Below are 26,253 nucleotides of genomic sequence, written 5' to 3'. Positions count from 1 at the left end.
GGCGAGCGTTCCGGATGAACGGGCCCGACGCGCCGTTTCGCTCCAATGATATGCTCGGTTACCTGCAAGCATTTGGGGCCCCGACGATTTTATGCGTTTGGGGCCTCGGTGTTAATGAAGATATCCTATCGGCTTGCCGCGACAGCTTCAAGATCTACAACTCGATTGACGCGCCCGCGCTGCGCGTTCCAATTGAGGTCAGCCGCCATTTTGATCTAGTCCTTACTGGTGCGGAGTGGCAATCGGAAGCAGTACGCGCACGTCATCCGCGGATGCGGACAGCCATTATGCCGATAGGACCAGAGTTCGCCTCCGGCAGCACTTTCAGGCCCCTCGGTCTGCCGAAAACCTATGATGTGATCTATGTCGCCGCAGCACAGCCGTACAAGCGGCACGATATTCTGTTCGAAGCTTTGCGAAAGCTGCCCCGGTCGATCAAGGCGTTATGCGTCTGCGGTTATGGCGAAATGATAGGTGACCTTCATGACCAAGCGCGCAGCTTGGCGATCAACGTCGATTTCGTCGATCCGCCGGGAGTTCCATTTGGTGAGGTTAATCGACTGATGAACCAAGCCAAAGTCGGAGTGGTCTGCGGGGTCAACGATGGGGCTCCCGCCATCTTGACTGAATACATGTTGGCAGGTCTCCCCGTTCTCGCCAACGATCAGCTGTGTTGCGGGCTGCAGTACATCACGTCTGAGACAGGCCGCACGTCTTCGCAGGATAGGTTCCATCAAGGCATAAGCGACATGCTGGAGGTGCACGACAGCTTCCACCCTCGCGATACCGTCCTTCGAAACTGGGCCTGGCAGCACAGTATACAAAAACTCGAGCGGATCATCGACGGTTCTTAGCCGGATATATTTTGCGGCGGTTGGAACTCGTGGACAAATCCTCTGTTCGAGGGGCTGGCGACCTTGGGGTGTTCAATGAATTTAGTGAGTGCATTTACGCAATCGTCCAATGTGAGCGTGCCGGCCAATGCTCCTCTCGTCTGCTTTTCTCACCTAAGGTGGGATTTTGTACTGCAGCGACCACAGCATCTCATGCAACGTTTCTCACTGGAGCGTCAGGTCTTCTTTTTTGAAGAATTCATTCCGAGCGATCATCATCTGCCATACCTGGAGATCCACCCATTCGAAGGAACTAGCGTCAAGGCAATCCGTCCGCGCGTTCCCCATTGGTGGAGCGAAGCCGATCGAGAGGCTGCTCTTTCCCGCCTGCTGGACGATCTGCTGGCATTGCATGGCGGCCGGAAACCTGTCCTCTGGTTCTACACGCCGATGATGTTCGGCTTTGCCAAGCATGTCGAAGCCGCGGCCGTCATCTATGACTGCATGGACGAGCTGGCCAATTTCAAGCTGGCTCCCGCAAACATTAGGGAAACGGAAGACGCTCTGATTACCCGCGCGGACGCGGTCTTCACCGGCGGTTTCAGCCTTTACGAGGTGAAGAAACATCGGCACGACAATATCCATCCCTTCCCGTCGAGCGTCGATGCCCATCACTTCCGCAGGTCCCGTTGCAGATTGCCTGAGCCGGTGGACCAGGCGGCCATCCCTCACCCCCGCCTTGGGTACTACGGCGTCATCGATGAAAGGCTGGATCTTGAATTGATCCGCTCCACGGCGGCAGCGCGGTCCGGCTTTTCATTTGTCTTTCTCGGACCTGTCGCCAAGATTTCGCCCGACGATTTGCCCCAGGCGCCCAACATCCATTACCTCGGGCGCAAAACCTATGCCGATCTGCCGGCCTATCTGTCAGGTTGGGACGTGGCCCTAATGCCATTTGCCCTGAACGAGGCAACCCGTTTCATCAGCCCAACCAAGACACCCGAATATCTTGCGGCCGGCCGGCCGGTCGTCGGCACGCGTGTCACCGACGTCGTGCGCACCTATGGCAACGTGCCCGGCGTATTCCTGGCCGACGGTGTAGAGAATTTCGGGAAAGCCTGCGATGCCGCACTGGCAATGACACGATCGAGCAGTAACTGGCTGCAGGCCGTGGACGAAGTTCTTGCGCAGTCGTCTTGGGACGCCACATTCGACAGCATGTCGGCTTTGGTCGAGCAGGCAGTCTCGTGCAGCGCCACCGTGCCTCCTCCGCCCAAAAGACTGTTGCTGCGCAATCCTCGGCGTACCGAACCGGAAAAATACGACTATCTGATCGTGGGAGCAGGTTTTGCGGGATCGGTTCTGGCCGAACGCCTGGCCGACGGTTCGAACAAGAAGATCCTGGTCTGCGACAAGCGGCCCCATATCGGCGGCAATGCCTACGATCATTACGACGAGGCCGGCATCCTGGTACACAAATACGGGCCGCATATCTTCCATACCAATAGCGAGGATGTCTTTGCTTACCTGTCACGCTTCACCGCATGGCGACCCTACGAACATCGTGTGCTGGCCCAGATCGGCGATCTGCGTCTCCCTGTCCCGATCAACCGCACAACCCTCAACGGCCTCTACGGTCTCGATCTCTCCACGGAAGCAGCCGCGGCCCTGTTTCTGGCGGGCCGAGCCGAACCATGTGATCCGATCGTGACGTCGAAAGACGTCGTGATATCGCAGGTTGGATCAGAACTTTATCGCATGTTTTTCGAAGGTTACACCCGCAAGCAATGGGGCCTCGATCCGTCCGACCTCGACCGTTCGGTAACGGCGCGCATCCCGACCCGCACCAACGAGGACGACCGCTATTTCCTCGATACGTTCCAGGCCATGCCGCTTGATGGCTACACCCGCATGTTCGAGCGGATGCTGGACCATGAGAACATTAGAGTAATGCTGGACACCGATTTTGCGGAACTCGATCAGGCGGGCTTGGCCAGCCACACGATCTTCACCGGACCTATCGACGAATATTTCGGGCACAGGTTCGGACGCCTGCCCTATCGCAGCCTGAAATTCCGTCACGAGACGCATGATGCGAGGCGGTTACTGCCGGTCGGCGTCGTCAACTTCCCTTCGCAGGACGTGCCGCACACGCGCGTCACCGAATACAAGCATCTGACCGGTCAGGTTCATCGCAAGACCAGCATCAGTTATGAATATGCCTGCGCGGAGGGGGATCCCTATTACCCCATCCCCCGCCCGGAGAACCAGGCGCTCTACAAACGCTATGGGGAGCTGGCGCGCGAGCGGGATGACGTGACCTTCGCTGGGCGGCTGGGCACCTATAAATATTACAACATGGACCAGGTCGTCGGGCAAGCGCTCGCCACCTACAGGCGCCTGCAGAAACGACATGATGTCGGCGGGGTCTTGGCCGATGTCCAGCGTGACTGAAAAGCCGCGTATCCTTCTGGCGACCGACAGTCGGGATCCATCCGGCATGGGCGAGCATATGCTGGCGCTTGCCCGTGGACTGAGCCCGCAATGGGACGTCGGCATCTGCTTGATCTCGGAGGATCGCGCAGGCTTGTTGCCCCGCGCCGCTCGCCATGGACTGGGCGTCAGGATTGCGCGAGATCAACACGAGTTCTGCCGTTGGATGGCAACTGCCTCGCTCGATCTCCTGCATGTCCATGCCGGGATCGGCTGGGAGGGGCATGACTTGGCCGCAGCCGGATTGGCCGCGGGCATCCCGGTCATCAGGACCGAGCATCTCCCCTATATGCTGACCGACCCCGAACAGCAGGAGCGATACCAACAGCAGACGCGGGACCTCGCCCACCACATCGTCGTCTCCACCGCCTCGGCTGCAAGCTTCCATGACCGGATCGAGCCGACACGCATGACGGTGATCCGCAACGGCATCTTTCCCCTTGCGCCGACACGCGCTTCGTCGCGGATCAGGCGGGAGATGGGATATGAAAGTCGGATCGTCCTGCTGACGATCGCGCGTTTCACGCCCCAGAAGGACCATGCGACCCTGCTGTATGCCCTGCCCGGCATCATCAAATCCTACCCTTCCGTTGTCCTGCTACTGGTCGGCTCGGGCAACGAGCAGGAGACGCTGAGGGTACTGGCGACCGCGCTGGATATTGCTGACCATGTCCACTTCCTCGGGCAGCGGACGGACGTCGCCGACATCATGGCGATCGCCGACCTCTTGATTCTCCCTTCCCGCTTCGAAGGCTTGCCGCTTGTGGTTCTGGAGGCCATGTCGCTTGGGGTTCCGGTGGTTGCGACGCGAATTGGCGGGACCGAGGAAGCGCTGGGCGAAAATCACCCTTTCTTCGCCAAACCCGGCGAACCGCAGTCGATGGCCACTGCCATCGCTGACGCGCTGGCCGAGCCTCACCGCCTTGCGGTAGTCGGGCAGGCCGGAAGCGACCGTTTTCAGACCAGTTTTTCCGCTCACCGAATGGCTGTTGAGACGGGCGCGGTCTACGACCGTTTCGTTAGCAGGCCGGCCAGCCAAATGCAAAAGGACAATTCCATGAAAAAGACCCGTCTCGCCTTCATCGGCGCCGGGGGCATTGCCCAGCGGCACCTAGACATTCTGGCAGGCTTCGACGATGTGGAGCTCGCCGGTTTTGCTGATCCCGATATCGCCCGCGTCGACCATGCGGCCATGCGCTTCGGCGCGAAATCCTTCCAGCATCATCGCGACATGCTGGACGCCGTGAGCCCGGACGCCGTATACGTCTGCATTCCGCCCTTTGCCCATGGCGAGCCGGAGCGCGATCTGATCGAGCGCGGCATTCCATTCTTCGTCGAAAAACCCGTTTCTCTCGACCTCCCGACTGCCGAGGAGATCTCCAAGGCTGTGACGGCCAGCGGGCTGATCACGAGTGTCGGATACCACTGGCGTTATCTCGATATCGTCGATGAGGCGAAAGGCCTGCTGGCCGAAAACCCCGCCCAACTTCTTTCGGGCTACTGGCTGGATTCCACCCCGCCGCCGCAATGGTGGTGGAAGCAGGACAAGTCCGGCGGCCAGATGATCGAGCAGACGACGCATCTTCTCGATCTGGCACGTTTTCTCGTCGGCGAGGTGACCGAGGTCTACGGGCGCGTCGGCCACCAGGAGCGGCCGGAATTTCCCGGGCTCGACGTGCCGACGGTCACCACCGCAAGCCTCACCTTCGAGGCCGGCGTGGTCGCCAACTTTGCCTCGACCTGCCTGCTTGGCTGGAACCATCGCGTCGGCCTGCACATCTTTGCCGATCGCCTGGCCATCGAACTGACCGACCGCGATATCATGGTCGATGTCGGGCGCGGGCGGCCGATGCGTGGCGCCAATGGCGATCCCGTCTGGCGCGAGGATCGCGACTTCATCGATGCCGTCAGCGGCGGCGAAAACCGCATCCGCTGTTCCTATGCCGATGCGCTCGTCACCCACCGGCTGGCGCTGGCGGTTGTCGCGTCGGCGCGCAGCGGCGAACCCGTGCGGCTGGCCGTACCAGATACGCCGCGCATTCCACCTTCGCCCCTGCGGTTCCAGCCGCGGGTGGAGGCGCCGCAGGGCCTACCGCTCGGTCATCGCAAGGTGCGTTCGCTCGGTGTCGAGGCGCCCGGCCGGGCTTATTTCTTCGAATACGAGGAAGGCCCGACGGCCGATGGCCATGTGCGTCTCGAAACGCTCTATACCGGTTTGTCGGCCGGAACCGAGCTCACTTTCCTGAAAAACACCAACCCGTATTTCCGCTCCCGCTTCGATGGCGGCCGCGGCGTGTTCGTCGAGGACGAGCCCGACCTGCTTTATCCCGTTCCGTTCCTTGGCTACATGGAGGTGGCGCGGGTATCGCAGTCCCGGGCAGGCGACTTCTGCGACGGGGCGGTCATGGCCTCGGCCTACGGACACAAGAGCGGCCACACGGCGGATCCTTCCCATGACGTGCTGATCCCGCTGCCCGAGGGGATCGATCCAGTGCTCGGTGTGCTGGTGGCGCAGATGGGCCCTATCTGCGCTAACGGCATCCTGCACGCAGATGCGGAAGCGTTCGGAATGCACGTTCCCGCGCTCGGCGCCGGCGTGAAGGGCCGTCCGGTCCTTATCATCGGTGCCGGCACCGTCGGACTGATGACCGCGCTGTTTGCGAGGCAACTCGGCGCCTCGGATGTCGTCATCACCGACCCGTCCGACTTCCGCCGCGGCAAGGCGGAGGCAATGGGCCTTACCGCCATGACGGAGGATCAGGCCTGGCAACATGCCAAGGCACGCTGGCATGACGGCGCCATGGGACGCGGGGCGGATCTCGTATTCCAGACCCGCGCCCATGCCGGCAGCCTACAAACGGCGCTCAAGGCCTTGCGGCCGCAAGGCACGGTCATAGACCTGGCTTTCTACCAGGGCGGCGCCGATCATTTGCGGCTGGGTGAGGAATTTCATCACAACGGCCTCAACATCCGCTGTGCGCAGATAAACCGGGTTCCCCGCGGGTTCGCGCCGCTCTGGGATCGTCGCCGGCTTGCCCGCGCGACCCTCGATCTGCTGGCGAAGGAGGGCAAGATGATCCGCGAGCATATGATCACCCACATCGTGGCGATGGACGACGCCCCAGCCTTCCTCACCGACCTGATCGAGAACCGGCCGGACTTTCTCCAGGTCGTGTTTAAGGTGGGCGAATGAGCGTGGAATTTCACCCCCTCCGCATCCTGTTCGTCTTCGCCTGGCTGGTCGTCGGCGGAGAGGAAACCGAGGTGCGTCTGCTTGCACGAAACCTGGACCGCAAGCGCTATCGCATCGAAGTCGTCGCTTGCTTCCGCAAGCCCGGCATGCCGGAACAGACCCATGAACAGCTGCGGTCGCTGGGTGTCGATATCGACACCGCGCCCTACGAATTGTCGTTCGACGACACCGTCGCCTATCTCGCCGGCAAGATCCCCGGCTACGACGTCATCATTTCGTGCCAGAACGTCGCCGATATCTATCCGGCGCTGGAGCGCCTGCATCTTCGCCCACCGCTGATCGAGCATGGCGGGCTCGTTTCCGAAGCGCTGGCGGGACCGAAGCATTTCACCACCCGTTATGTCGGCGTATGTCGTTCGATCCGCGATGCCGCAGCGTCGCTGATGACCGGCCGCGAGCAACATGCCGTCGAAATCCCCTCCATGGTCGATCTTTCCGCCTTCGACCCGCTGCATCGATACGCTGCCCGGACCGCTCTCGGGATTGGCGACGATCAGGTGCTGATCGGCTGGGTGGGCCGTCTCGACCCGAAGAAGAATGTTGAGGACTTCATTGAGGCGGCGGCGCTGGTTCATGCCGTGGATACGCGCGCGCGCTTCGTCGTCGTCGGCGGACCGGACGCGTTCATGTCGGATTATGCGGCGAAACTGAGGACACTGGCGACCGCACGGGGCCTCGACGGCGTGCTGCAGTTTAAGGGCGACCGGAAGGACATCCCTTCCCTGCTGTCGGCATTCGATATCTTCACCTGGCTTTCGCGTGGCGAGGGAATGCCGCACGTCATCGCCGAAGCGGGCGCGGCCGGTCTCCCGGTGATCGCGACGCCCGACAACGGCGCGCTGCAGCAGATCGAGGATGGCGTCTCCGGCCTCTTCGTCCCCTTTGGCGATGCCGCGGCAATTGCCGGGCAGATGCGGTTGCTCATCGCAGTGCCGGATCGCCGGCACGATCTCGGCGCCGCATTGCGGCACAAGGTCGAGACCACCTATTCGGTCGAGGTCGTCATCCCGCAATGGGAAAAACTGCTTCAGGAGGTGCTTGTCGAACGGATTGCAGCCAAACCGTCCGGTCTCTTCCGGTCATTTCTTCAGGGCGGGTTCGAATGTTCGAGCCATCGCCTCCGGCCAGGGGAGAATGGGGCCGAGGGCCGACGCCTCGACATGATCGCGGCCATCGGCCACGACACCCATGCCGCACAGGATTATCGACAGCTTGCCGGCTTCGGTATCCGCACGGTGCGTGACGGATTTCGATGGCACCTGATCGAAAAGGCGGGCAGCTATGACTGGTCGAGTATCCGGCCGATGCTGCGGGCCGCCAAGGATGCCAAGACCCAGGTGATTTGGGACCTGCTGCATTACGGCTGGCCGGACGATCTCGACATCTGGGCACCGCGTTTCGTCGACCGGTTCGCACGCTATTGCGCCGCCTGCGCCCATGTGGTTCGGGAGGAAAGCGACGACGTCCCCTTCTATTGTCCCGTCAACGAGATTTCGTTCTTTTCCTGGGGTGGCGGAGATGCGGGTTATCTCAATCCATTCGCCCATGGCCGCGGCTTCGAGCTGAAGGTGCAGCTCGCCCGCGCCGCGGTCGCGGCCATGGATGCCGTGCTGGCTGTCGATCCACGCGCCCGTTTCGTCCATTGCGACCCCATCATCAATGTCATCACCGATCCCTCGCGACCGTCCGATGCGGGCGTTGCGGAAGGACATCGGCAGTCACAGTTCCAAGGCTGGGACCTGATCGCCGGGCGGATATGGCCGCAGATCGGCGGGAACGAGCGTTATCTCGACATCGTCGGCGTCAACTACTACTTCAACAACCAGTGGATCCACGGCGGACCAATGGTCGACATCGGCGATCCGCTTTACAAGCCACTCAGCAAGCTCCTGATCGAGACCTATGCGCGTTACGGGAAGCCCATGCTGATTGCCGAGACTGGGATCGAGGCCGCGCGGCGTGCGGCGTGGTTCCAATATGTCTCAACTCAGGCTGATCTCGCTATGAAAGCCGGCGTGCCGTTAGGAGGCATCTGCCTTTACCCGATCGTCAACCATCCCGGTTGGGATGACCAACGACCCTGCGAAAATGGTCTGCTCTCGGCAGCCTTCAGCACAACGGGGCGAGAGATCCATCAGCCGCTGGCAGATGCCATCGAGAGCTACAGCTTAGGACCGTATCGATAGGGACTGAAAGTCCTCGAACCGAAGCAGATAAATCTCGAGCCCTTTGGGCTCTTGAGCCAACTCGAGCCTGACACATCTCATACATTCAGGTCGGACGAGCAAGTCATTGAGATATTCCAGTTTCTTTCAAAAAAAGCTTAGAGCAATGACAATGGTCCCTGCACTATCAGCCCTTCCAGCCCTACAGCTCCGGCCTACCCCGTAATTCGCGCGAGCATAGATGCCTTGCGGATGCGCCGAACAAGAATGGCGCCGCGCGGCGATGGGAGCCGGAACCTGACGACGTCTCCGTCATCAATGAAGATCATGTGATTACCGCAAATGAGACAGATGTCCTTTTAATGGCTGCCAGAGGTGCGTAGCCCCTTGCGTAGTTCGGCGAGAACCTCGCCGCATTTCATCTCGGTTTTGGGCGGTGAAAATGAGGCAAATGGGCGCTGCAATCTTTGACGAAATTCGCAACAAATCGGCACATCAGTTCGGCTTTGAGAAACCGGTGTTCTCAATGAATACTTCAGCGCCGGTATGACTTGGGATGAGGTGATAAAGGCACGCCAAACGGGCGGCGTGCTCATGTTGCCAGTGGGCTGGCCTTATGGTGTCTGGCGCGACTGGATGATGGACCATGCAAAAAACACCCGCGCGTCTCGCCTACTTTGGACAGCCTCGCGATTTTGAGCTTTCAAGCGCAGATCTATGCCGGCATCATTACCTTCAGCGGCGCCTCCGGCGGGGGCCTCATCCGAGGCACACTCGGCGCAGCGGCGATGATGCTCGTGCTTGGGCGGCCTTACGGCGCGTTTCTCAAGTTCGTGCGCCAGTTATTTGGTCTTCCATCTCTTCCATCCACCGGGAGGATCGAAGCCTATGTCGCTCGGCACGGGACCCTAACCACCCGGATATCCGGCGTGGTAATTGTCCAGGCCGGCCACCCTTCAAGAGAGATACCGCCGGTCGAGTTCGATGAGTGCGTCCCGCACATCATCAATCGATACTGCTTCCGGCGTACCTGGTAACTGTCGAAGTGCCGGTCTCGAATCTAAGGAGTAGAGATCGGATGCCCAAGCGGCCAATATGGTACGCTTGTCATCAACAGACAGCGCTGAGGTTTCTACCACATCGCTAGGCCGCTGGAGTTGCAGGCCTTGCATCAAAACTACAGGCCCTATGGAAACAGCTTTGTCGGCCAGTTGTTGAAAAGTCGTTGCGTCCATGACCACGCCCTCACTGCACATGGGGATCCGTGTTGTTACGCGACCGAGCCGCCACAACCGCCGGCGTCCCGACCGTTACTAGATCATGCTTTTGTGCGAAAGCCACAAAGAACCCTCGCGCAGTCTCTGCTTCGATCTCGCCACGCAGTGCTGCCTGGCACGCGTTAAGGGCGACAGCGTGAGCCCTGTCTCTGAGTGAGCTTGGCCACTCAACAAGGTTTCGGTAGGCATCTGTCACCCCGCGAACTTGCGCCGGGAACCCCAGGCCGACAAGAATGGTGACGGGTTCTTTGAACATATCGGGTTTCATCATTCTCTCCTTCCCTACCTGGAATGTTGACGGGCGCCATCGCAACGGCGCCCTGACCTAATGTACGAGTTTCAGGATCACGCCGCTTTTTGGGCTTCGATCTGTGCTGGAGCGGCAGGGGTCAGCGTAGGTGCGCTCTGGATCGAAATCTTCCGCGGTTTCAGAGCCTCTGGGATTTCACGCACAAGCTCGATCGTCAGAAGACCGTTGTTCAAGTCGGCCCCATCCACGCGCACGTGATCAGCCAGTTCGAAGCGGTGCTCGAACGGACGACCTGCAACGCCGCGATGCAGATAGCCCTCCGACGGAGATTCTTGCTTCTTGCCGGTGACTGTCAGCAGATTGGACTGGAAGGTGATGTTAAGATCGTCCTGAGCGAAGCCCGCGACCGCGATCGAGATACGGTAGGTGTCGTCATCCGTTTTGACGATGTCATAGGGAGGCCAGTCGTTCGACGAGCGAGCGCGCTGCGCGTTTTCGAGAAGATTGACGATCCGGTCGAAGCCGACGCTCGAACGGTAGAGCGGTGCGTAATCATACGATGTTGCCATAGCCATATCCTCCTTGAAGCAACATGGGTACGGGAATGCCAAAAGCGGCGCTCCCGGCAAAGCCAGCCCATTATCCAGCGGCTGGCGACATTCGATTTTGGTTTGCCGATATTGCGATTCAAGATCTGTCGCGAAAAAAATCGACGGTATTAGTGGATCGAGCGGCTTAGGACGCGATGGGGATAAGTGGCCTTGAACTGCGATATCATTGCACATGCCCGCTGCAACAGGCGCGCAGCCGTTTCAGGCGTATCGCGCGCAAGGTCATCAGCGTTGGCACGGATCGCCTGAGCCAAGTTTGCAGACATCAAGGCGAAACGTCCCTCACCATACACCAGAGCGTCCTGGGACGTTGTCTCAAGCCACCGGGCGAAATCGATAATGATTTCTTCTCTTTCGGAAACGCTCGCGTTTTTCATGATCTCGATATTCTGTTCCATGCGGTCTCGACTCCATACAGACGTGGGAAAACGACCGAGCTCATCAAGCCTCGGCCGCCGCTCAGCTAGGAGACCAAGAAATCGAATTCAAGGTTCACTGCAGCTTGAATTCGCCATCGACGCGCCGCCATTCATTCGGCCCGATCAGGCACTGGTGGCTATAACGAACAGAGTGCAGAGGCCCATCGAGAGAGGCCTGCCAGAAATCCAGGAACTTGCGCATCTCGGGGAAATCGGGTGCGAGATCGTAGTCTTGCCAGACATAGGTCTGAAGAGCGAATTCAAAGTCCGGGATACGATAGAGGATTTGTGCGGTTGTAAGGCCGTAGCCATTGAGCTGCCGCTCCAGGTCCGATGAGAATTGCATGCTTCATCTCCGTTTCGTGACACTGCGAAGGTGACCCAAATTATGACCGACTTCAAGATGGAACCATTATTGTTGTCGAATTTACTCAACGATTGCAGTGCGTTAGCAGCCGACACGGCCGAGTGCTATTTTCTTCAATTCACGCTCTTGAAATCGAAATATCTCAAAAATAAATTTTGCCCGCGAGCGCTCGACTGAGGTTCGCACCCGTCCGGATTGGTCACCCGGTCCGGCCAGGGTCTTCAACGTCATCATTTTTGCTCAACGGAGGAAAACATGTCGTTCCGACCGCTTCATGATCGCATTCTCGTCCGCCGGGTCGAATCCCAGGAAAAGACCAAAGGCGGCATCATCATTCCGGATACCGCCAAGGAAAAGCCATCCGAGGGCGAAGTCGTCGCCGTCGGTCCTGGTCCGCGAAACGAAACCGGCCAGATCCAGGCGCTCGACGTCAAGGCGGGCGATCGCATCCTGTTCGGCAAATGGTCAGGCACCGAAATCAAGATCAACGGTGAAGACCTGCTGATCATGAAGGAAAGCGACGTCTTGGGCATTGTTGAAGCCCAAGCCGAACGGAAGCAGGCTGCGTAATCACGCGCTGCCGCCCATCAGTCAAAAAGCTGCCTATTGAAGGAGTGAACAAATGGCTGCGAAAGAAGTCAAATTCAACACCGATGCCCGTGAACGCATGCTGCGTGGCGTCGATGTTCTCGCCAATGCGGTAAAAGTTACGCTTGGCCCGAAGGGCCGCAACGTCGTCATCGACAAGTCGTTCGGCGCGCCACGCATCACCAAGGACGGCGTTTCGGTCGCCAAGGAAATCGAACTGGAAGACAAGTTCGAAAACATGGGCGCGCAGATGCTGCGCGAAGTGGCATCGAAGACCAATGATCTCGCCGGCGACGGGACCACCACGGCAACTGTCCTCGCACAGGCCATCGTCAAGGAAGGCGCCAAGGCGGTTGCGTCGGGCATGAACCCGATGGACCTGAAGCGCGGCATCGATATCGCCGTGGATGCAGTCGTTAAAGAGCTGAAAGGCAACGCCCGCAAGATCACCAGTAATTCGGAGATTGCCCAGGTCGGTACCATCTCGGCCAATGGCGACGAGGAGATCGGCAAGTATCTGGCCGAAGCGATGGAGAAGGTCGGCAACGAAGGTGTCATTACCGTCGAGGAAGCCAAGACTGCCGAGACCGACCTGGAAGTCGTCGAAGGTATGCAGTTCGACCGCGGTTATCTGTCGCCCTACTTCGTGACCAATCAGGACAAGATGCGGGTCGAGCTCGAAGAGCCTTATATCCTCATCCATGAAAAGAAGCTCTCCAACCTTCAGTCTTTGCTGCCGGTGCTGGAAGCCGTGGTGAAGTCGGGCAAGCCTCTGCTGATCATTGCTGAAGACGTTGAAGGTGAGGCCCTCGCAACGCTCGTCGTCAACAAGCTGCGCGGCGGCCTGAAAATCGCTGCCGTCAAGGCGCCGGGCTTCGGTGATCGCCGCAAGGCTATGCTCGAAGACATCGCTATCCTCACGGGCGGTACTGTCATCGCCGAAGACGTCGGCATAAAGCTGGAGAACGTCACGCTAGACATGCTCGGCCGCGCCAAGAAGGTAGCGATCGAGAAGGAGAACACGACGATCATCGACGGCGTTGGCTCCAAGGCCGAGATCGACGGACGTGTGGCCCAGATCCGCGCCCAGATCGAGGAGACCACCTCCGACTATGACCACGAAAAGCTGCAGGAGCGTCTCGCCAAACTCGCGGGCGGTGTCGCCGTCATCCGCGTCGGCGGCTCCACCGAAGTCGAGGTGAAAGAGAAGAAGGACCGCGTCGATGACGCCCTTCACGCAACGCGCGCAGCCGTCGAAGAAGGCATTTTGCCTGGTGGTGGCGTAGCATTGCTGCGTGCTGTCAAGGCGTTGGACGGTCTCCCGACTGCCAATGACGATCAGCGGGTTGGCATCGACATCGTCCGCCGGGCGATCGAGGCACCTGTGCGTCAGATCGCTGAGAATGCCGGCGCCGAAGGCTCGATTATCGTTGGCAAGCTCCGGGAAAAGACTGATCTGTCATTCGGATGGAACGCGCAGACCGGCGAGTACGGCGATCTCTATGCCCAGGGCGTCATCGATCCGGCGAAGGTGGTTCGCACTGCCCTTCAGGATGCGGCCTCTGTTGCCGGCCTCCTGGTGACAACGGAAGCGATGATCGCCGAAAAGCCAAAGAAGGACGCCGCGCCCGCCCTGCCCGCCGGTCCGGGCATGGACTTCTAAGGAAGTTGTGGCCCACCCCATTTGTGGGGTGGGCCATTTTTTGGGGAGATAAAAAGTGCTAGCACCGATCTCGAAAGAAGATGCGCGCTTTTGTGCGGGTGTGGTCAAGGAGGTCGCGCGCGCTCAAGGCGTCGTGCGGGATCCAGCTGCGATCGGCAGGCTGACTGCAGTGGTCGCAAAGCTATATAACAGAGGCGTGCATGATCGCGACGAGCTTCACATGGCGGCCGCACGGTCTATTCAGATAGAACTAGATATTCCAGTGGAGCCTAATGAGAAAACGACCTGAGGGCCTGCCCCCAGGCGTATGCACCGGAGCGAAATGAGCTAACGCTACCATCCTAAGCTCTTTTCACAACGACAGATTCTGCACTTCGAAAATTGGGCGCGTCGCAGACAGCCTCGATATTATTGCCATCTGGATCCAGCACAAAGGCCGCGTAATATCTATCGTGGTAGGGCCTTAGACCAGGCGCTCCGTTCGACCTGCCCCCGGCTCTTAGGGCGAGCCGGTGAAATGCGTTGACGTCATCTTGCGACCGAGCCTGGAAAGCGAGATGAATTCGAGACACATACTCATCGGCGGCATCGACATAGATCTCGTCGATGATGAAGTGATCAGCCGAACTCTGGAAAACTTCTTCTAGATGGAGCGCGTCACAGACGGCTCGATAAAACCGCCGGCTCCTTTCGAGATCTGACACCCGAAGATGCACATGATCAATCACGCGGCCTAGATGATACATCATCGTCCCCTGAAGCTAATGGATGAGGCGTTCATCGCGCTCATAAATCCACTATGAAAAGCCTGGATCATGCCAAAGTTCCTTCGGGGCGGTCAGGATGGCTGTCTGCGGCCGCCGTCAAAGATCGGTGCGGTGTCGAAGCCTTGCGTTCTACCATTGTTTCAAGAACCATCATTAAAGTATTGGCCGATCTTCCGCCTTGGAGTGGCCGCCGCGGCATAGGCGTTCAGCAATTGATAACCTTCTTTATTACGCCCCTCGTTAAATACTAGGTGTGGTGCCTGCCGATGTCAGGGCGGTTAAACTTGGACATTTCTTCCTTACCCCACGGAACTACCCCAGTTTGGATTAGTTACTGATCGCCCACCTGTTCGGGCTATGGAGACGAGGGCTCGCCATCTACCCTGGACGAGCCTTTGCCTTCCGAAATTAGCCCAATGTTTGGGCTGCCGAAACCGCAGGCCCAAGGCTTACCCCTCTGCGGGAGAGGTCAGCGCTCCGACCCGCCGTCGTCGCTGGCCTCGTTGTAGGACGTGGATGTAAGGGAGAATGGGGCGCCCCCGCTCAGTGCAACTACGCCCCCGCGCTCCATCACCGGGAGCATCCAGAACGACCGTGACAGCGATCTGAAACTAGATACGCAGCTGGGCGGCAAAGCCATGGCGGACAACCAGGAATAATGATGATGTCCGGACGGTGTTGCTTTGAACAAACGGATAGCTAGCACGTAGCGACTGTGCGAATGATGATTTTTATGGAGACTCCCATGCGCATTCCTGCACTCCTTGCTATCTTGGCAACTGCGACTCCTGTTGTAGCAAAAGATCCAGCCATAGAAGTGACGCAGACCGACGGGGTTGTGCATTCCTTCCGGGGTTTGTCCCTGAAGGGTGACAGAGTGACTTACGCAGTTAAAGCGTCAGATACTGGCTCGATACGGTTTGAGTTTGGCGGGAACAATGAAAATTGCGGAGCTGAAATCCAGACCACTTCACAGCTAGGGTACCTTCCTAAATTGGATCGCTTTCCAAGTGAGAGAGCTTTCAAGACGATCCATGGGGAGACCTTCACTCTTTCCTTCTTCCAAAACCGCATTGCCCGGATGAACGGAGTCGAGTGTGCATTTTCTTTCTCTGTTGAATGAGAAATCGCTCGCTCTGATCGAGACCCTCCGGGCGGTGGGCTACTTCACATCGGAGCCCCAAGCTTATGGCCGATGTATCATCTGCGACATACCTGGTCGTGCCGGCCGCGCCAGACGCCATCCGCACGAATACGGAGGGAATTTCCCGGATCGTCGCATTGTAGCGATGCGGATCGCGACGCACCCAGAAGCCGTCGGGGATCAATGTCGATGTGGCGCTCTGATGAACCTGCGCTGTGCCATCGTCGCCAGTGGTTCTTGCGATCGCGCCGGTAGGAGCGGGTGCCGTCTATCGTGGTTGCGCTTCACGGTCTCGATTGTTGATGTCCCAAAGGGAGCGGGTTGCCGTGGTGCGGTATACGGTGTTTCGCCACCAGGATGTTCGGATCATTGTTGGTCCCGGCGCATATCTCGCCTGAGTGCTGGTAGGTAGAGGTCGCGAAGGCCTAGCGCCTAAGCCTTCCCATCTGGCCGTCTTGCAGGCTTGCCACGGCGGAGTGTTGCTACGGTACTTGTGTGGGCCTTCTCGCCGGTCTGCCGATCAGCGGCTTGATGGCAACGAGCGGCTTAATCGTCCTGAGCTTCGTCAACGACGATCTCGTTCTCGATAGTGAGCGGTGATGCTTGGTGGCTCGGAACACTAACGAGAAACCAGCGGCACGAACTGACGGCTGACGCATTAACTCCTACGCTTCTCTAGCCGTGAACTTTGCAGTCGCTGATCAGTTAGATTCTTCTTCTAGGAGGAGACCGCGATGAAGCTCGCTCTGGCAATATTGATCTTAGCCGTACTCGTTTCAGCAGTCATAAAGTTCGGGCTACCGGACCATGAGGCAGAGCAGCAGCCATCGCCTCGTGCGATCGACCAAAACAGATGACCAGCTGAAGTGCTCTCGTTCGAGCTCTTACGGAGAATGGCACGGCAACGTTTTCAAACAGATTGTGACGTCCACTCCCCATATGGTTGTCGGCAACACTCCGCAATTTTTCGAGCCTCCCGACGATTCTGAAAGACGAAGCCCTGATTGCAATGGCTGCGGAGCAAACGCTTGCCGATGCGCAAGTCCGCGAGCCGAAAAGCCTAACATCCTGCGCTGGGGCGATGAAGTGGCTGGAGAGCACCAATATGCCGGATGTCGCCGTCATCGAACTTTTCTTGCGAGAAAGTGAATGTGATGAGGTGGCAGAGATCCTCGTGGGAGGTGGTGTCCAGATGATCATTCACGCTGGACGCAAAGCCACGGCGAGCGACAGCGATCGCGTATTCCTCAATGGGACCCGGATCTGCAAACCCTGCTGAGCCCCACAAAACCTGGCAGCAGCTGTGAAGGCTGACTTCAGGGTTCGCCTGTCGCCGCAGCTTGAGCGGTGCCCTAAGACGGCCAGCGTCATCCCCGGACCTTTATTAGGGCTCGTAACGCCTCATGCTCAGGCCCAATAGGTCTAAGTTCGAGGAAGGCCTCGACGGCGCTGGTTGTCTCGTGTCCGCCCGACGCAGGATTGGAACGATGCAGCACAAAGCGGCCACCGTGCTTGCCGTCCCCGCACAAGAACCAACGGTCGCCGTTGGAGCTCGCTGCAAATTCGATCTGCGCTTTCGATTTTTCGCTTTCCGACACAGGATCGTTCAGCGAAGGCGCCTGCTCGGACGAGATCGTTACTTGATCCGTCGGCTCACTTTTCAGGCCGGTGGTGCGGGCGGCCGGGTAGTCCTCCAGCGCGATCATCCCAGACCGGATCTGCTCGATGAGAACGGTCTCGGCTAAGTGGTTCGTCCCCACCTCGGGCTTCAGGTCGAGCGTGGCATAATCCGCTCGCTTCAGAAGCCTTCGCAAAAGCGTTTGCTTCAGGTCGGATATGTTCACCAAAGCCAGCCCTCCCCCATCAAGAACATGACAAAAACAAAGCTGATCACGGTGACGGCTACTGGAGCGGCATTGGAATAGCCAGACAGAAGATTTGTAGGAGTGGCAGTCATATCCGATCCTTCCGATTTATGCGCCGAGACTGCACTGGTCCGACCAAAGCGGTGTTGCCACCAGCTCCGGTCAAAGGTTGCAATCAAGCCGCTATTGCTGTCTTTCGGCGTCGCGTTGGGCGGACCGGCTTCGGCTCGATCGGCTGCGCCTCGCGCAACTGGCGCAGACGCGCTGTTTTCCGGGTCCGGTCGGCCGCTTCCGTTTCGATGATCTGGCGAGCGACCTCACTCGTGGTCGCGGCCTTGTCTCGTGCGGAGATCTTTTCGGGCTTGAAGAATGCCTGCTTCGTCATAGTCATGATGATCTTCTTTCGGTCTGGTCCTCGGACGCATCCAAGAAGCCGGGTAGCATCAGACCCTTGGCCCGGTCCAAAAACAAAAAAGGCCGGGCGCTAACCCGACCTCTCACAGTCACTCAGCTCTGCTGCCAGTACATCCGTGGTCAGCGGGGCGAATGAAAACTTTAAGCTGCCTGAAGATTTTCGGCGGAGCTTTTCCCGGACTTGCGGTCGGCGCGCTCGACGGCGGATGAATGGACGAACACGTCCGTGCTGCCATTGTCAGGTCGGATGAAGCCGAAGCCCTTGGTGGTATTGAACCATTTGACGGTGCCAGTAGTCATGACTATTTACTTTCAGAACAATCGTTGTGGTTCCCGAGATGCTTTGCGGGATAAGATCGATGATTTGAGAGGAAATCCGACGGGAGCCAAGCTCCGGACCAACGTCACAACCAATGGTCGATGATCAATATATGGGCACAGGTTCTGGTTTTACAAGGGACGCATCGGATTTATATCCGGTTCGCGTATGATCACAGCATTTCCGCCTGTCGTTCAGGGTTCATCAGCCAATGAAGGCGATGTCCACGGCGACGTCCATCGATTGAAAGGCGCCCGTGGGGCCGATGAACGTTCCCGAAACCGGTATGAGCTGGGTGATGTCGCGCGCGACCGCCACGGGGATCAGGTTAGCGCTGCCCATGCTCCTATTTGTCGGGTCGAAGGCGATCCATCCCGCACCCGGAAGGAAAACTTCAATCCATGCATGGGTCGAGCCTCCCGGCGACGAACCGACGAGGGTGTGCGCCGGGTCGTAGAGATATCAGGACACGATCCTCGCCCCGAGGCCAGAACCCGGACACTTTCGGCAAAGAGCGTCGCAAGATCCTGACAGCTCCCGCACCGCAATGAGATGGTCTCCAGCGGAGGCTGCGTTTCTCCTGTATCGCGCGCATTATGGGCGACACCGTTCGAAACCCCGGCACTAAGATCCTTCAACAGCGACAGCGTATCGGTCGAATTTTCCATGACGAAGCCCTTGACCCACTGCTGCAATTCGCCAAGGATCGGGATACTGGACACCCCTGAGGGCGCCAAGGTCTTTCCAATCCTATCCTCGTAGCGGAAGGGATAGCTTGCGCCCGACGCAGCGATATCGAACACGGGCCAGGCTGGTGATTTCAGATCGACATCCGCATGGCTGACGATCTCGAGCTGTTTGGTCGGCTCCGAGAACGTCACGGTCGCAACTGCGTTCCCGAACACATCGGTTGTCCAGAAAACCCTGTTTCCGGGAGAAGCTGCAATCTGGTGCCTTTTCAGCAAGAGCTCTGGCCCCTCGCGCGGTCGCAGCAGTAGTCGGTAAGGAGAGAGCTGAACAGGGCTACGGTAGCTGTAAGTCGTCCGATGGCGTATGGAAATTTTAGGCATTTCCGCTCCCCATATGCACAAACCCGACGGGTATGTTCAGGTATCGCTGGTTCGTTGCGCCGCCAACAAGCTCATCTCAGCCTCCCTAAAGGAAATCAGCCGCTGCCTTTTCTCATCCCAGAGAACAAGTTTGACGCAGGCCAGGCTGTCGCGAATGCTGATGCGGCCGACATCTGCAAGCTTGGGATGGTCTCGAAGCACCTCAGGCAGCCGATAGAACGGCACCCGGCTAGAGAGATGATGAATATGATGCATGCCGATGTTGCCGCTCATCCACCGCAAGGGGCGCGGCAGATCATAGTGTGAGGCTCCATGCATGGCAGCGTGAGGGAACGCCCAGTCCGGCGGTCTCGACCAGTGCGTTTCCTCGAACTGGTGCTGAACGTAGAACAGCCAGACGCCTGCGGATCCGGCAATGAGGACGATCGGCAGATGGATCAGGAGGAACGGGATAATCCCGACGGTCCATATCAAAAGTGCCGTCAACACGGTAACGGCGATGTTTGTTGCTATGGTCGAGACCCAGGGCAGTGCGCCCGAGCGCATCATCCCGAACGGTAGCCTCTGCTTGAGGAGAAACAGAAAGGCGGGGCCGATTCCGAACAGCACGAACCTATTTCGTTCTTGGGATAAGCGCCGCAGGCAGCAAAAGCCGGGAGACGGGTGATTACTTGATGCGGCGTGCCAGCGGATATGCCGGCGCGTCGTAAAGCGCCCGGATCTGTCTACGGTCGAACCGTGCCTCGTCGACTTCGAGGAGAGAACCCATATGCTGTGCGCCGGGCATGTCTTCAACCGCGAAACGCAGAGCCTCGGCGGCCGTCTCAAAACGTCGGTAGCGTGGCCACCTGCTCCCGCGGAGAGATTTGCCCGAATACAGGCCTCCCACGCCTGTCTAGTCGAACTGGGTCAAGGGGTTTTCCTCCACGTTGCGGAAGGAAACTGAGCATTGACCCGGCTGGCTTCCCTGACGGTACGCTCTGTCTCTCGCAGCTCGCGCCGTCGCAGCTGCATTCCCTTTCGCAGAACCGTGAGTTTTTCAGCGTTTGAGCCTGCCTCGGCAGCGCGAAAAAGCTTGTCCGCAGTTTGGCGGAATGTGGAGTTCATTATGAATCCTTCATTCGTGAGCAGGGCCTGCGGCAACAAATCTCCTGATCTGCTGCTATTTCTGCGGGCCATTTACGGCTTTGTCAGCTTGCTGCTCTTTGATTTCGTTTGTTGAGAGGTTGCGCATTCCGGTCTGATTTTAATGCCGTCGTCGGCGTTCGGGCTTTCCACTGAGACGTGGAAGAGGACCTCGTGCTCGCCAGAGGCAGCTTTCGCACGGTGGCCATCGTTAACACACAGTCAGCGATCACTGTGCGTTCATGATAGCCGAATGCACTTGTTCGCACCAGGTTTTGCGAGACACACGCGGGATAGTGATTGGAAGACATTTTGTCCTCCTTCTGTTTGGGGTAAGGCCGCTGAAGAATATGACGCGTACGGGAACGGCTAAGCCCGGCGTGTCTCCGGCGACACTTGCCGGACAGATCGATCTTTTGAAGGGAGATCCAGGCGGAGCCCTGCGCCCGCTCGACATGACAATCATTGGTCGACTAGAGATATGTGGGTACAATTCCCGCTTTAACAAGAGCTTCAGTTACGTCTGCTCTTTTGAAGAGAGCAAAGTCAAAGCTCAGGACGTCGAAGCGATCCTCGAGGGACCGGCAACCCTGGCGTCATTGGCGACGCGCCGCCTGCGCGATGGCCCTTCTCTTTAACTTGTTGATGAGCCAATTACTCGCCTGACGCTGCAAACCGATGCGGTAGACATGTCGGTGCTACTTGACGTCCTTTACGGGGCGGCCGTGCCGGTCTCGGCCAAACTCGGCCTGGGAAAGCCAACAGGTACTGTACAAGTGCTCGCTGCGAATTACCAGTGAAGCCTGTGGTGGGCGTTATCTAGGGCATGATCCTGGTCAAACGCGTTTTTCTCCCCATATAAGGTACTCGCTGTTCTTGAGCATTAGCAACGCCCTCGTGAGCGGATGCTGGCGGTCCCACGAAACCTCGTCTGGACTGGCGCTCGGCACAAGAGAGAATAATCCATGCGTATTGCGCAAGTGGCACCCCTAGCGGAATCCGTTCCGCCTCAACTCTATGGCGGCACCGAGCGTGTCGTCTCCTGGCTCACCGAAGAACTTGTCGAACAGGGTCACGATGTCACGCTGTTTGCCAGCGGAGACTCGGAAACCTCTGCTGAACTCGTACGGGCTGTCCCCCAGGGTTTGCGACTACGAGGCATTCGGGATCACACTGCTAGCCTCCTCGTGATGCTGGACGAGGTTCGCCGCCGGGCATCGTCATTCGATGTCATCCATTTCCATGTTGATCTGCTTCAGTTTCCTGCTTTTCGGGATTCCTCCACACGCTGTCTAACGACATTACACGGCAGGCTCGATCTACCGGATTTTCACCCAGTCTATCGCGCATTTACAGAAATGCCGCTCGTTTCCATCTCCAATGACCAGCGTTTGCCGCTTCCCAACGCGAACTGGTTGGCCAACATTCAGCATGGTCTTCCAGAAGGGCCTGCGCCTTCCAATGCGCATAGGCGTGATTACCTAGCCTTTCTGGGCCGCATAGCGCCTGAGAAACGGCCGGATCGAGCAATTGAAATTGCCAAGCGGACGGGCATTCCGCTGAAGATCGCTGCAAAAATCGATCCAGCGGACCAAGACTACTTCGATCACGTGATTCGTCCGCAGCTTGACGACCCGCTGATCGAGTTCATTGGGGAGATCGGCGATCACGAAAAGCGCGACTTCCTCGGAAACGCGATTGCTCTCCTCTTCCCGATCGATTGGCCCGAGCCATTTGGCCTGGTCATGATCGAGGCCATGAAAGAAGGCACGCCCACCATTGCTTGGCGTCGGGGCTCGGTTCCAGAGGTCTTGGATGAGGGGGCGTCAGGGTTTATCGTGGAGTCAATCGAAGAGGCCATTGTAGCAGTTCGCATGGCTGCTATTCTTGACCGCAAGACGGTGCGACAACGGTTTGAGAATCGGTTCACGTCCACTCGGATGGCGTCGAATTACGTCGCCGAATACGAACGCCTGACGGAACAGTCAGCGACGATTCCACATCACCATCGGGTTGGACAGGATCTCTCTATACCTTTAGCGCCACTGGCTTCTACCATAAAGTCTACTGGTGGCGTGAGCCTATCCTCAGTTCATAGGTCCATCTCATGACGGTAGCTAATGTTGCATTAAACGATGGAGCGCACGCCTTCGACACCGCTCGCTACGATATTGAAGTGGAGACCTCGCTTGTCGGTGGGTCGTTACAAAACCTTAAAGACGGGAATAGCTTTGCCGTCCTGAACAGCCACGGCGATATTGGCGGTACGGATGCTGCAGAAGGCTTGTTCTACCGCGACACGAGATTTCTGTCGAAACTGGAGCTTCGTTTTCAGGGACGGAAACTTTTACTGCTCAATTCGTCCAGTCACGACGACAAGGCGGCGCTTTCTGTGGATCTCACGAATCCTGAAATCGATCAGGATCTAGAGGTTGTCCCACGAGAAGCAATCTTTCTCGAACGCACCAAATTTCTGTTCGAGGGGGTGTGTTACGAGCGGCTCAGCGTACGAAACTTCACGGCCTCCCATCGCACGCTGACAATCGACTATACTTTTGATGCCGACTTTCGCGACCTGTTTGAAGTTCGCGGCATGAAGCGGGAAAAGCGTGGGCAGGAGACGTCCCAAGTCGTCGCGCCGGATAGAGTTGAGTTTCAGTACACGGGCCTCGATGCGGTGAAACGGCGAACCTCGATCGTCTTCGCACCAGTTCCGAAACGTCTGGAGCAAAACCGTGCGACGTTGGAGCTTGTGCTCGGACCGGGTGAAAAGACCTCGATCTTTATGACTGTTGCTTGCGAGGAAGGCGGGCAGGCGCTAGTGCTGGATTTCTTCCGCGCCTATCGTGCTAGTCGTCGCGCCCGACGCACCCAGACGCGACGTATTGCGACGGTGGAGAGTTCAAGCGATCTCTTCAACGAGGTCGCGTGTAGAGCCACCTCCGACGTCTATATGCTGATCACCTCGACCCCACTAGGCTTATATCCGTACGCGGGCGTTCCGTGGTTCAGCACGATTTTTGGACGCGACGGGATTTTCACAGCAATGTTCATGTTGTGGATGGACCCGACGATTGCCAAGGGCGTCTTGTGTACGCTTGCTGCGATGCAGGCCCAGGAAGTTGATCCCGCAGCGGATGCGCAACCGGGCAAGATCCTTCACGAGATGCGCCATGGCGAGATGGCAAATACTGGCGAGGTTCCTTTTGGCCGCTACTACGGCAGTGTCGATTCAACACCTCTTTTTGTTATGCTGGCGGGCATGTACCTGGATGCGACTGGTGATTTGGAGACGATCGCCGAGATCTGGCCGAACATCGACGCTGCGCTGCGCTGGATGGACGACTATGGCGATCGCGACCGTGACGGTTACGTTGAATATCAAGCCGAAACGAACCGCAGCCTCAAGAACCAGGGCTGGAAGGACTCCCACGACTCCATCTTTCACGAAGATGGTACCGACGCAGTTGGATCGATCGCCTTGTGCGAGGTTCAGGGGTATGTCTTTGCAGCCAAGCGGTTTGCAGCGCAGATGGCTGAGAGGCTTGGGCACCACGTTTTGGCAGGAAATCTGAAACAAGGCGCCGAAGACTTGCGTCTCCGGTTCGAAGCCGACTTCTGGGACGAGGAGCTAGGGACTTATGTTCTGGCGCTCGACGGGATGAAAAGACCTTGTCGCGTGCGCAGCTCTAACGCCGGGCATGCCTTGTTCACGGGTATCGCTTCGCCGGCAAGGGCGAAGCGGGTCGCGGCCGCACTTCTGAGCAAGGAAGGATTTAGTGGCTGGGGCATCCGAACCCTTGCCCAGGGCGAAGCTCGGTTCAATCCAATGTCCTACCATAACGGCTCTGTATGGCCGCACGACAATGCCGCCATCGCCATTGGCCTCGTGCGTTACGGTCTTAAGGAAGACGCGGCGCGCGTTTTCCAAGGTCTTTTCGATGCGGCCAAAGAGCAAGAGATGCGGCGTCTGCCAGAGCTGTTCTGCGGCTTCATCCGGAAGCCGGGTCGAGGTCCGACGCCATATCCGGTTGCCTGCTCTCCGCAGGCATGGGCCGCCTCAGCTATCTTCGGCGTTCTGGGGGCGTGTCTTGGTCTTGAGCAGGCTCACAGCGATGATGAGATCCGTTTCCGCAATCCGATCATGCCTGCATTCCTCGACGAGATCGTGCTGCGGAACATACAGATAGGCTGCTCTCAAGCTGATTTTCGGATGCATCGATACGGGAATGACGTAGCGACGAATGTTCTGAACCGAAGAGGAAACGCCAGGATCCTCATTGTGAAGTAAGCCGATCATTGAACGGCAAGTTTTATATTAGGCTCCCCAGCCGCTGGCGCGGCAATAGGAGCATCGCTTCAAAGGCAGTCCTTGCGGCGGTGGAGCAGTAGAGCAGGAGCCAACCATGACCAAACCCTGCTTCCGCTTGGTGCGGTTTCTGGATTATTCTTCAGATCCGAGCGGCCTGTGGTAAACGACGCCTTCCCGACGTAGCCCCGCTTTTTGGATGAAGATCGTGGCCATAGAATAATCATCACGCACGAGTCCGTGCTAGTACAATTTTGCGTTAGAGGAGATTAAATCATGGTAGGCAGATGGGATGTTTCTTTTGAAGAGTGGCACGCTCTTCTGCATCTTTTCAGAGCTGAAGACGTGGCGCTCTCTACGGACAGCGAACAAAGGCTCCTTCGTCTCGGGTTGATCGATCAAGGCGACGGCACCGGACTCAGCGCGGCTGGGAGGACGCTTATAGAGCACGAGCTTCTGTTGGAGCGGAGAAACCGCCTTCAGTACTGATTGCGGTCTGGTCTGAGCAAAAGTTCCAACCGCCTGAAATCCATGTTCGATGACGACCAGCAATCGCTCGCCCCTCCCTTCAAGAGGGGACGCTTCAAAGCATTCAGCTATGACCAGCCGCTAGAGCCCAGCATTCGCGCCATTCCAAGCCCCGGCCATACGCCGTGTCATAGTTTTTTCGCCGTCGAAAGCGAAGGACAGAAGCTGCTTTTATGGGGCGATGTCGTGCATGTCGCGCCGGTATTGTTTCCCGATCCGGCCGTCACCGTCGCCTATGACAGTGATCCGGCTGAGGCAAGTGCGGAGCGAGCGAAGATCTATGCGGATGCGGCGCGTGAAGGCTGCTTGATTGGCGCGGCACATGTCTCCTTACGGGCCTCGGCCATGTCGTGGCCAACGATGGTCACTTCCTCTGGCTTTCGGGGAAACTATTCGGCAGCCCCGATAAAGACCGACTGACAAGTGGGAGCTAATACCTGAATGGCGAAAAAATACTGTCGCCATTCGGGCCAAGCAGGACTTGAATAGACACGAACCTAAGACCCTTCAATGCCGATTTTCACTTAGTGCTTGATTGGCTATCCTGGAATTTGTTCCCCTCTCAAAGTGGTATCATCGCCTATATTCGGTCGTGACTACAGACGTTGTGAACCGCGACATGGCCCATTGCCTGTGAATACTGTTTATAAAAATACGGTAGCGCACAGAGATGTGCTTTCAGACGTTGAACCGCTGCAGCTACCGTCGCATTCGATTGGCCGGCAAGCCCTTTCCCGGAAAGCACCCCAGATTTGACGCCGGCACTTAACAGCACGCTTAAGGTTACGCCAAC

Annotated in this window: 24 protein-coding genes and 2 pseudogenes; 14 read left to right on the top strand and 12 right to left on the bottom strand. The window is 58.0% G+C overall.

The window, feature by feature from the left end:
- The first annotated feature begins 14 nt into the window (after positions 1-14).
- The 6 genes and pseudogenes from ACI3K0_RS24070 (at position 15) to alaE (ACI3K0_RS24045) (ending at position 9,781) form a co-directional block, all read left to right on the top strand.
- On the top strand, positions 15-854 hold the full coding sequence (locus ACI3K0_RS24070; RefSeq protein WP_404946386.1) for a glycosyltransferase: 840 nt from the start codon (positions 15-17) through the stop codon (positions 852-854).
- Between the two features lie 192 nt (positions 855-1,046).
- On the top strand, positions 1,047-3,287 hold the full coding sequence (gene glf / locus ACI3K0_RS24065) for a UDP-galactopyranose mutase (protein WP_404946385.1): 2,241 nt from the start codon (positions 1,047-1,049) through the stop codon (positions 3,285-3,287).
- The gene (locus ACI3K0_RS24060) at positions 3,280-6,519 is read left to right on the top strand and encodes a glycosyltransferase (RefSeq protein ID WP_353654280.1); all 3,240 of its coding nucleotides are present in this window, start codon (positions 3,280-3,282) and stop codon (positions 6,517-6,519) included. Before glf ends, ACI3K0_RS24060 begins: the two co-directional genes overlap by 8 nt.
- Positions 6,516-8,765 (top strand): glycosyltransferase, encoded by a 2,250-nt coding sequence (locus tag ACI3K0_RS24055; RefSeq protein ID WP_404946384.1) that lies wholly within the window; start codon positions 6,516-6,518, stop codon positions 8,763-8,765. Before ACI3K0_RS24060 ends, ACI3K0_RS24055 begins: the two co-directional genes overlap by 4 nt.
- Before the next feature lie 504 nt (positions 8,766-9,269).
- A pseudogene (gene alaE / locus ACI3K0_RS24050) lies at positions 9,270-9,443 on the top strand (L-alanine exporter AlaE); the annotation flags it as partial.
- Complete coding sequence (alaE, locus tag ACI3K0_RS24045; protein WP_353654277.1) at positions 9,422-9,781, top strand: L-alanine exporter AlaE; 360 nt, start codon at positions 9,422-9,424, stop codon at positions 9,779-9,781. The pseudogene alaE (ACI3K0_RS24050) and the gene alaE (ACI3K0_RS24045), both read left to right, overlap by 22 nt.
- Here alaE (ACI3K0_RS24045) and ACI3K0_RS24040 read toward each other — a convergent pair.
- The 5 genes from ACI3K0_RS24040 to ACI3K0_RS24020 form a co-directional block, all read right to left on the bottom strand.
- The gene (locus ACI3K0_RS24040) at positions 9,701-9,979 is read right to left on the bottom strand and encodes a hypothetical protein (RefSeq protein ID WP_148147888.1); all 279 of its coding nucleotides are present in this window, start codon (positions 9,977-9,979) and stop codon (positions 9,701-9,703) included. The genes alaE (ACI3K0_RS24045) and ACI3K0_RS24040 overlap by 81 nt on opposite strands.
- 10 nt (positions 9,980-9,989) lie before the next feature.
- The gene (locus ACI3K0_RS24035; RefSeq protein WP_148147934.1) at positions 9,990-10,289 is read right to left on the bottom strand and encodes a DUF982 domain-containing protein; all 300 of its coding nucleotides are present in this window, start codon (positions 10,287-10,289) and stop codon (positions 9,990-9,992) included.
- A gap of 77 nt (positions 10,290-10,366) precedes the next feature.
- Complete coding sequence (locus tag ACI3K0_RS24030) at positions 10,367-10,840, bottom strand: Hsp20 family protein (RefSeq protein WP_206829067.1); 474 nt, start codon at positions 10,838-10,840, stop codon at positions 10,367-10,369.
- A gap of 149 nt (positions 10,841-10,989) precedes the next feature.
- Positions 10,990-11,280, bottom strand: coding sequence for a hypothetical protein (locus ACI3K0_RS24025; RefSeq protein WP_148147890.1), 291 nt, complete (start codon positions 11,278-11,280; stop codon positions 10,990-10,992).
- Between the two features lie 94 nt (positions 11,281-11,374).
- The gene (locus ACI3K0_RS24020) at positions 11,375-11,647 is read right to left on the bottom strand and encodes an usg protein (protein ID WP_183686991.1); all 273 of its coding nucleotides are present in this window, start codon (positions 11,645-11,647) and stop codon (positions 11,375-11,377) included.
- A gap of 276 nt (positions 11,648-11,923) precedes the next feature.
- Here ACI3K0_RS24020 and ACI3K0_RS24015 point away from each other — a divergent pair, with 276 nt between their 5' ends.
- Together ACI3K0_RS24015 and groL are read left to right on the top strand one after the other, a co-directional pair.
- Positions 11,924-12,238, top strand: a complete 315-nt coding sequence (locus ACI3K0_RS24015; RefSeq protein WP_148147892.1) for a co-chaperone GroES — start codon at positions 11,924-11,926, stop codon at positions 12,236-12,238.
- 52 nt (positions 12,239-12,290) lie between these two features.
- Positions 12,291-13,919 carry a chaperonin GroEL gene (gene groL / locus ACI3K0_RS24010; RefSeq protein WP_404946383.1) on the top strand — a complete coding sequence of 543 codons (1,629 nt, stop codon included), beginning with the start codon at positions 12,291-12,293 and terminating at the stop codon, positions 13,917-13,919.
- 341 nt (positions 13,920-14,260) lie between these two features.
- Here groL and ACI3K0_RS24005 read toward each other — a convergent pair whose 3' ends face one another.
- Entirely contained in the window at positions 14,261-14,665 is a 405-nt protein-coding gene (locus ACI3K0_RS24005) for a VOC family protein (RefSeq protein WP_404946382.1), read from the bottom strand.
- 766 nt (positions 14,666-15,431) lie between these two features.
- Here ACI3K0_RS24005 and ACI3K0_RS24000 point away from each other — a divergent pair.
- Both ACI3K0_RS24000 and ACI3K0_RS23995 read left to right on the top strand, forming a co-directional pair.
- Positions 15,432-15,809 (top strand): hypothetical protein, encoded by a 378-nt coding sequence (locus ACI3K0_RS24000; RefSeq protein WP_183686984.1) that lies wholly within the window; start codon positions 15,432-15,434, stop codon positions 15,807-15,809.
- Positions 15,810-16,935: 1,126 nt separating this feature from the next.
- Positions 16,936-17,109, top strand: a complete 174-nt coding sequence (locus ACI3K0_RS23995) for a hypothetical protein (RefSeq protein WP_404946381.1) — start codon at positions 16,936-16,938, stop codon at positions 17,107-17,109.
- A gap of 88 nt (positions 17,110-17,197) precedes the next feature.
- On the opposite strand, the gene ACI3K0_RS23990 is transcribed toward ACI3K0_RS23995, so the two are convergent.
- The 6 genes and pseudogenes from ACI3K0_RS23990 to ACI3K0_RS23965 form a co-directional block, all read right to left on the bottom strand.
- The gene (locus tag ACI3K0_RS23990) at positions 17,198-17,674 is read right to left on the bottom strand and encodes a hypothetical protein (protein ID WP_148147898.1); all 477 of its coding nucleotides are present in this window, start codon (positions 17,672-17,674) and stop codon (positions 17,198-17,200) included.
- A gap of 196 nt (positions 17,675-17,870) precedes the next feature.
- Positions 17,871-18,086 (bottom strand): hypothetical protein, encoded by a 216-nt coding sequence (locus ACI3K0_RS23985; protein WP_183686980.1) that lies wholly within the window; start codon positions 18,084-18,086, stop codon positions 17,871-17,873.
- A 164-nt stretch (positions 18,087-18,250) separates the two neighbouring features.
- Positions 18,251-18,409, bottom strand: a complete 159-nt coding sequence (locus ACI3K0_RS23980; protein WP_206829042.1) for a cold-shock protein — start codon at positions 18,407-18,409, stop codon at positions 18,251-18,253.
- Positions 18,410-18,632: 223 nt separating this feature from the next.
- Entirely contained in the window at positions 18,633-18,770 is a 138-nt protein-coding gene (locus ACI3K0_RS23975; protein ID WP_286195125.1) for a hypothetical protein, read from the bottom strand.
- Positions 18,752-19,498, bottom strand: coding sequence for a transglutaminase N-terminal domain-containing protein (locus tag ACI3K0_RS23970; RefSeq protein ID WP_286195126.1), 747 nt, complete (start codon positions 19,496-19,498; stop codon positions 18,752-18,754). The genes ACI3K0_RS23975 and ACI3K0_RS23970 overlap by 19 nt, the downstream gene beginning before the upstream one ends.
- Positions 19,499-19,534: 36 nt before the next feature.
- Positions 19,535-20,200, bottom strand: a pseudogene (locus ACI3K0_RS23965) (fatty acid desaturase family protein); the annotation flags it as partial.
- Between the two features lie 773 nt (positions 20,201-20,973).
- Between ACI3K0_RS23965 and ACI3K0_RS23960 the strand changes: the two are divergent.
- From ACI3K0_RS23960 to ACI3K0_RS23945, 4 genes are all read left to right on the top strand, one after another.
- Positions 20,974-21,261: a hypothetical protein gene (locus ACI3K0_RS23960; protein WP_404946380.1), complete on the top strand. Its 288-nt coding sequence runs from the start codon at positions 20,974-20,976 to the stop codon at positions 21,259-21,261.
- 327 nt (positions 21,262-21,588) lie between these two features.
- On the top strand, positions 21,589-22,734 hold the full coding sequence (locus tag ACI3K0_RS23955; RefSeq protein ID WP_404946379.1) for a glycosyltransferase family 4 protein: 1,146 nt from the start codon (positions 21,589-21,591) through the stop codon (positions 22,732-22,734).
- Entirely contained in the window at positions 22,731-24,914 is a 2,184-nt protein-coding gene (locus tag ACI3K0_RS23950) for a glycogen debranching N-terminal domain-containing protein (RefSeq protein WP_404946378.1), read from the top strand. Before ACI3K0_RS23955 ends, ACI3K0_RS23950 begins: the two co-directional genes overlap by 4 nt.
- A gap of 549 nt (positions 24,915-25,463) precedes the next feature.
- A complete protein-coding gene (locus tag ACI3K0_RS23945; RefSeq protein WP_404946377.1) occupies positions 25,464-25,880 on the top strand; it encodes a hypothetical protein in 417 nt (138 codons plus the stop codon).
- Positions 25,881-26,253: the final 373 nt, after the last annotated feature.

Origin of the sequence: Rhizobium sp. ZW T2_16, assembly GCF_044987325.1 — a bacterium.
GTDB lineage: Bacteria > Pseudomonadota > Alphaproteobacteria > Rhizobiales > Rhizobiaceae > Neorhizobium > Neorhizobium cellulosilyticum.
The sequence above is the reverse complement of the archived record's forward strand: the minus strand, read 5'-3'. Positions and strand labels throughout refer to the sequence as shown.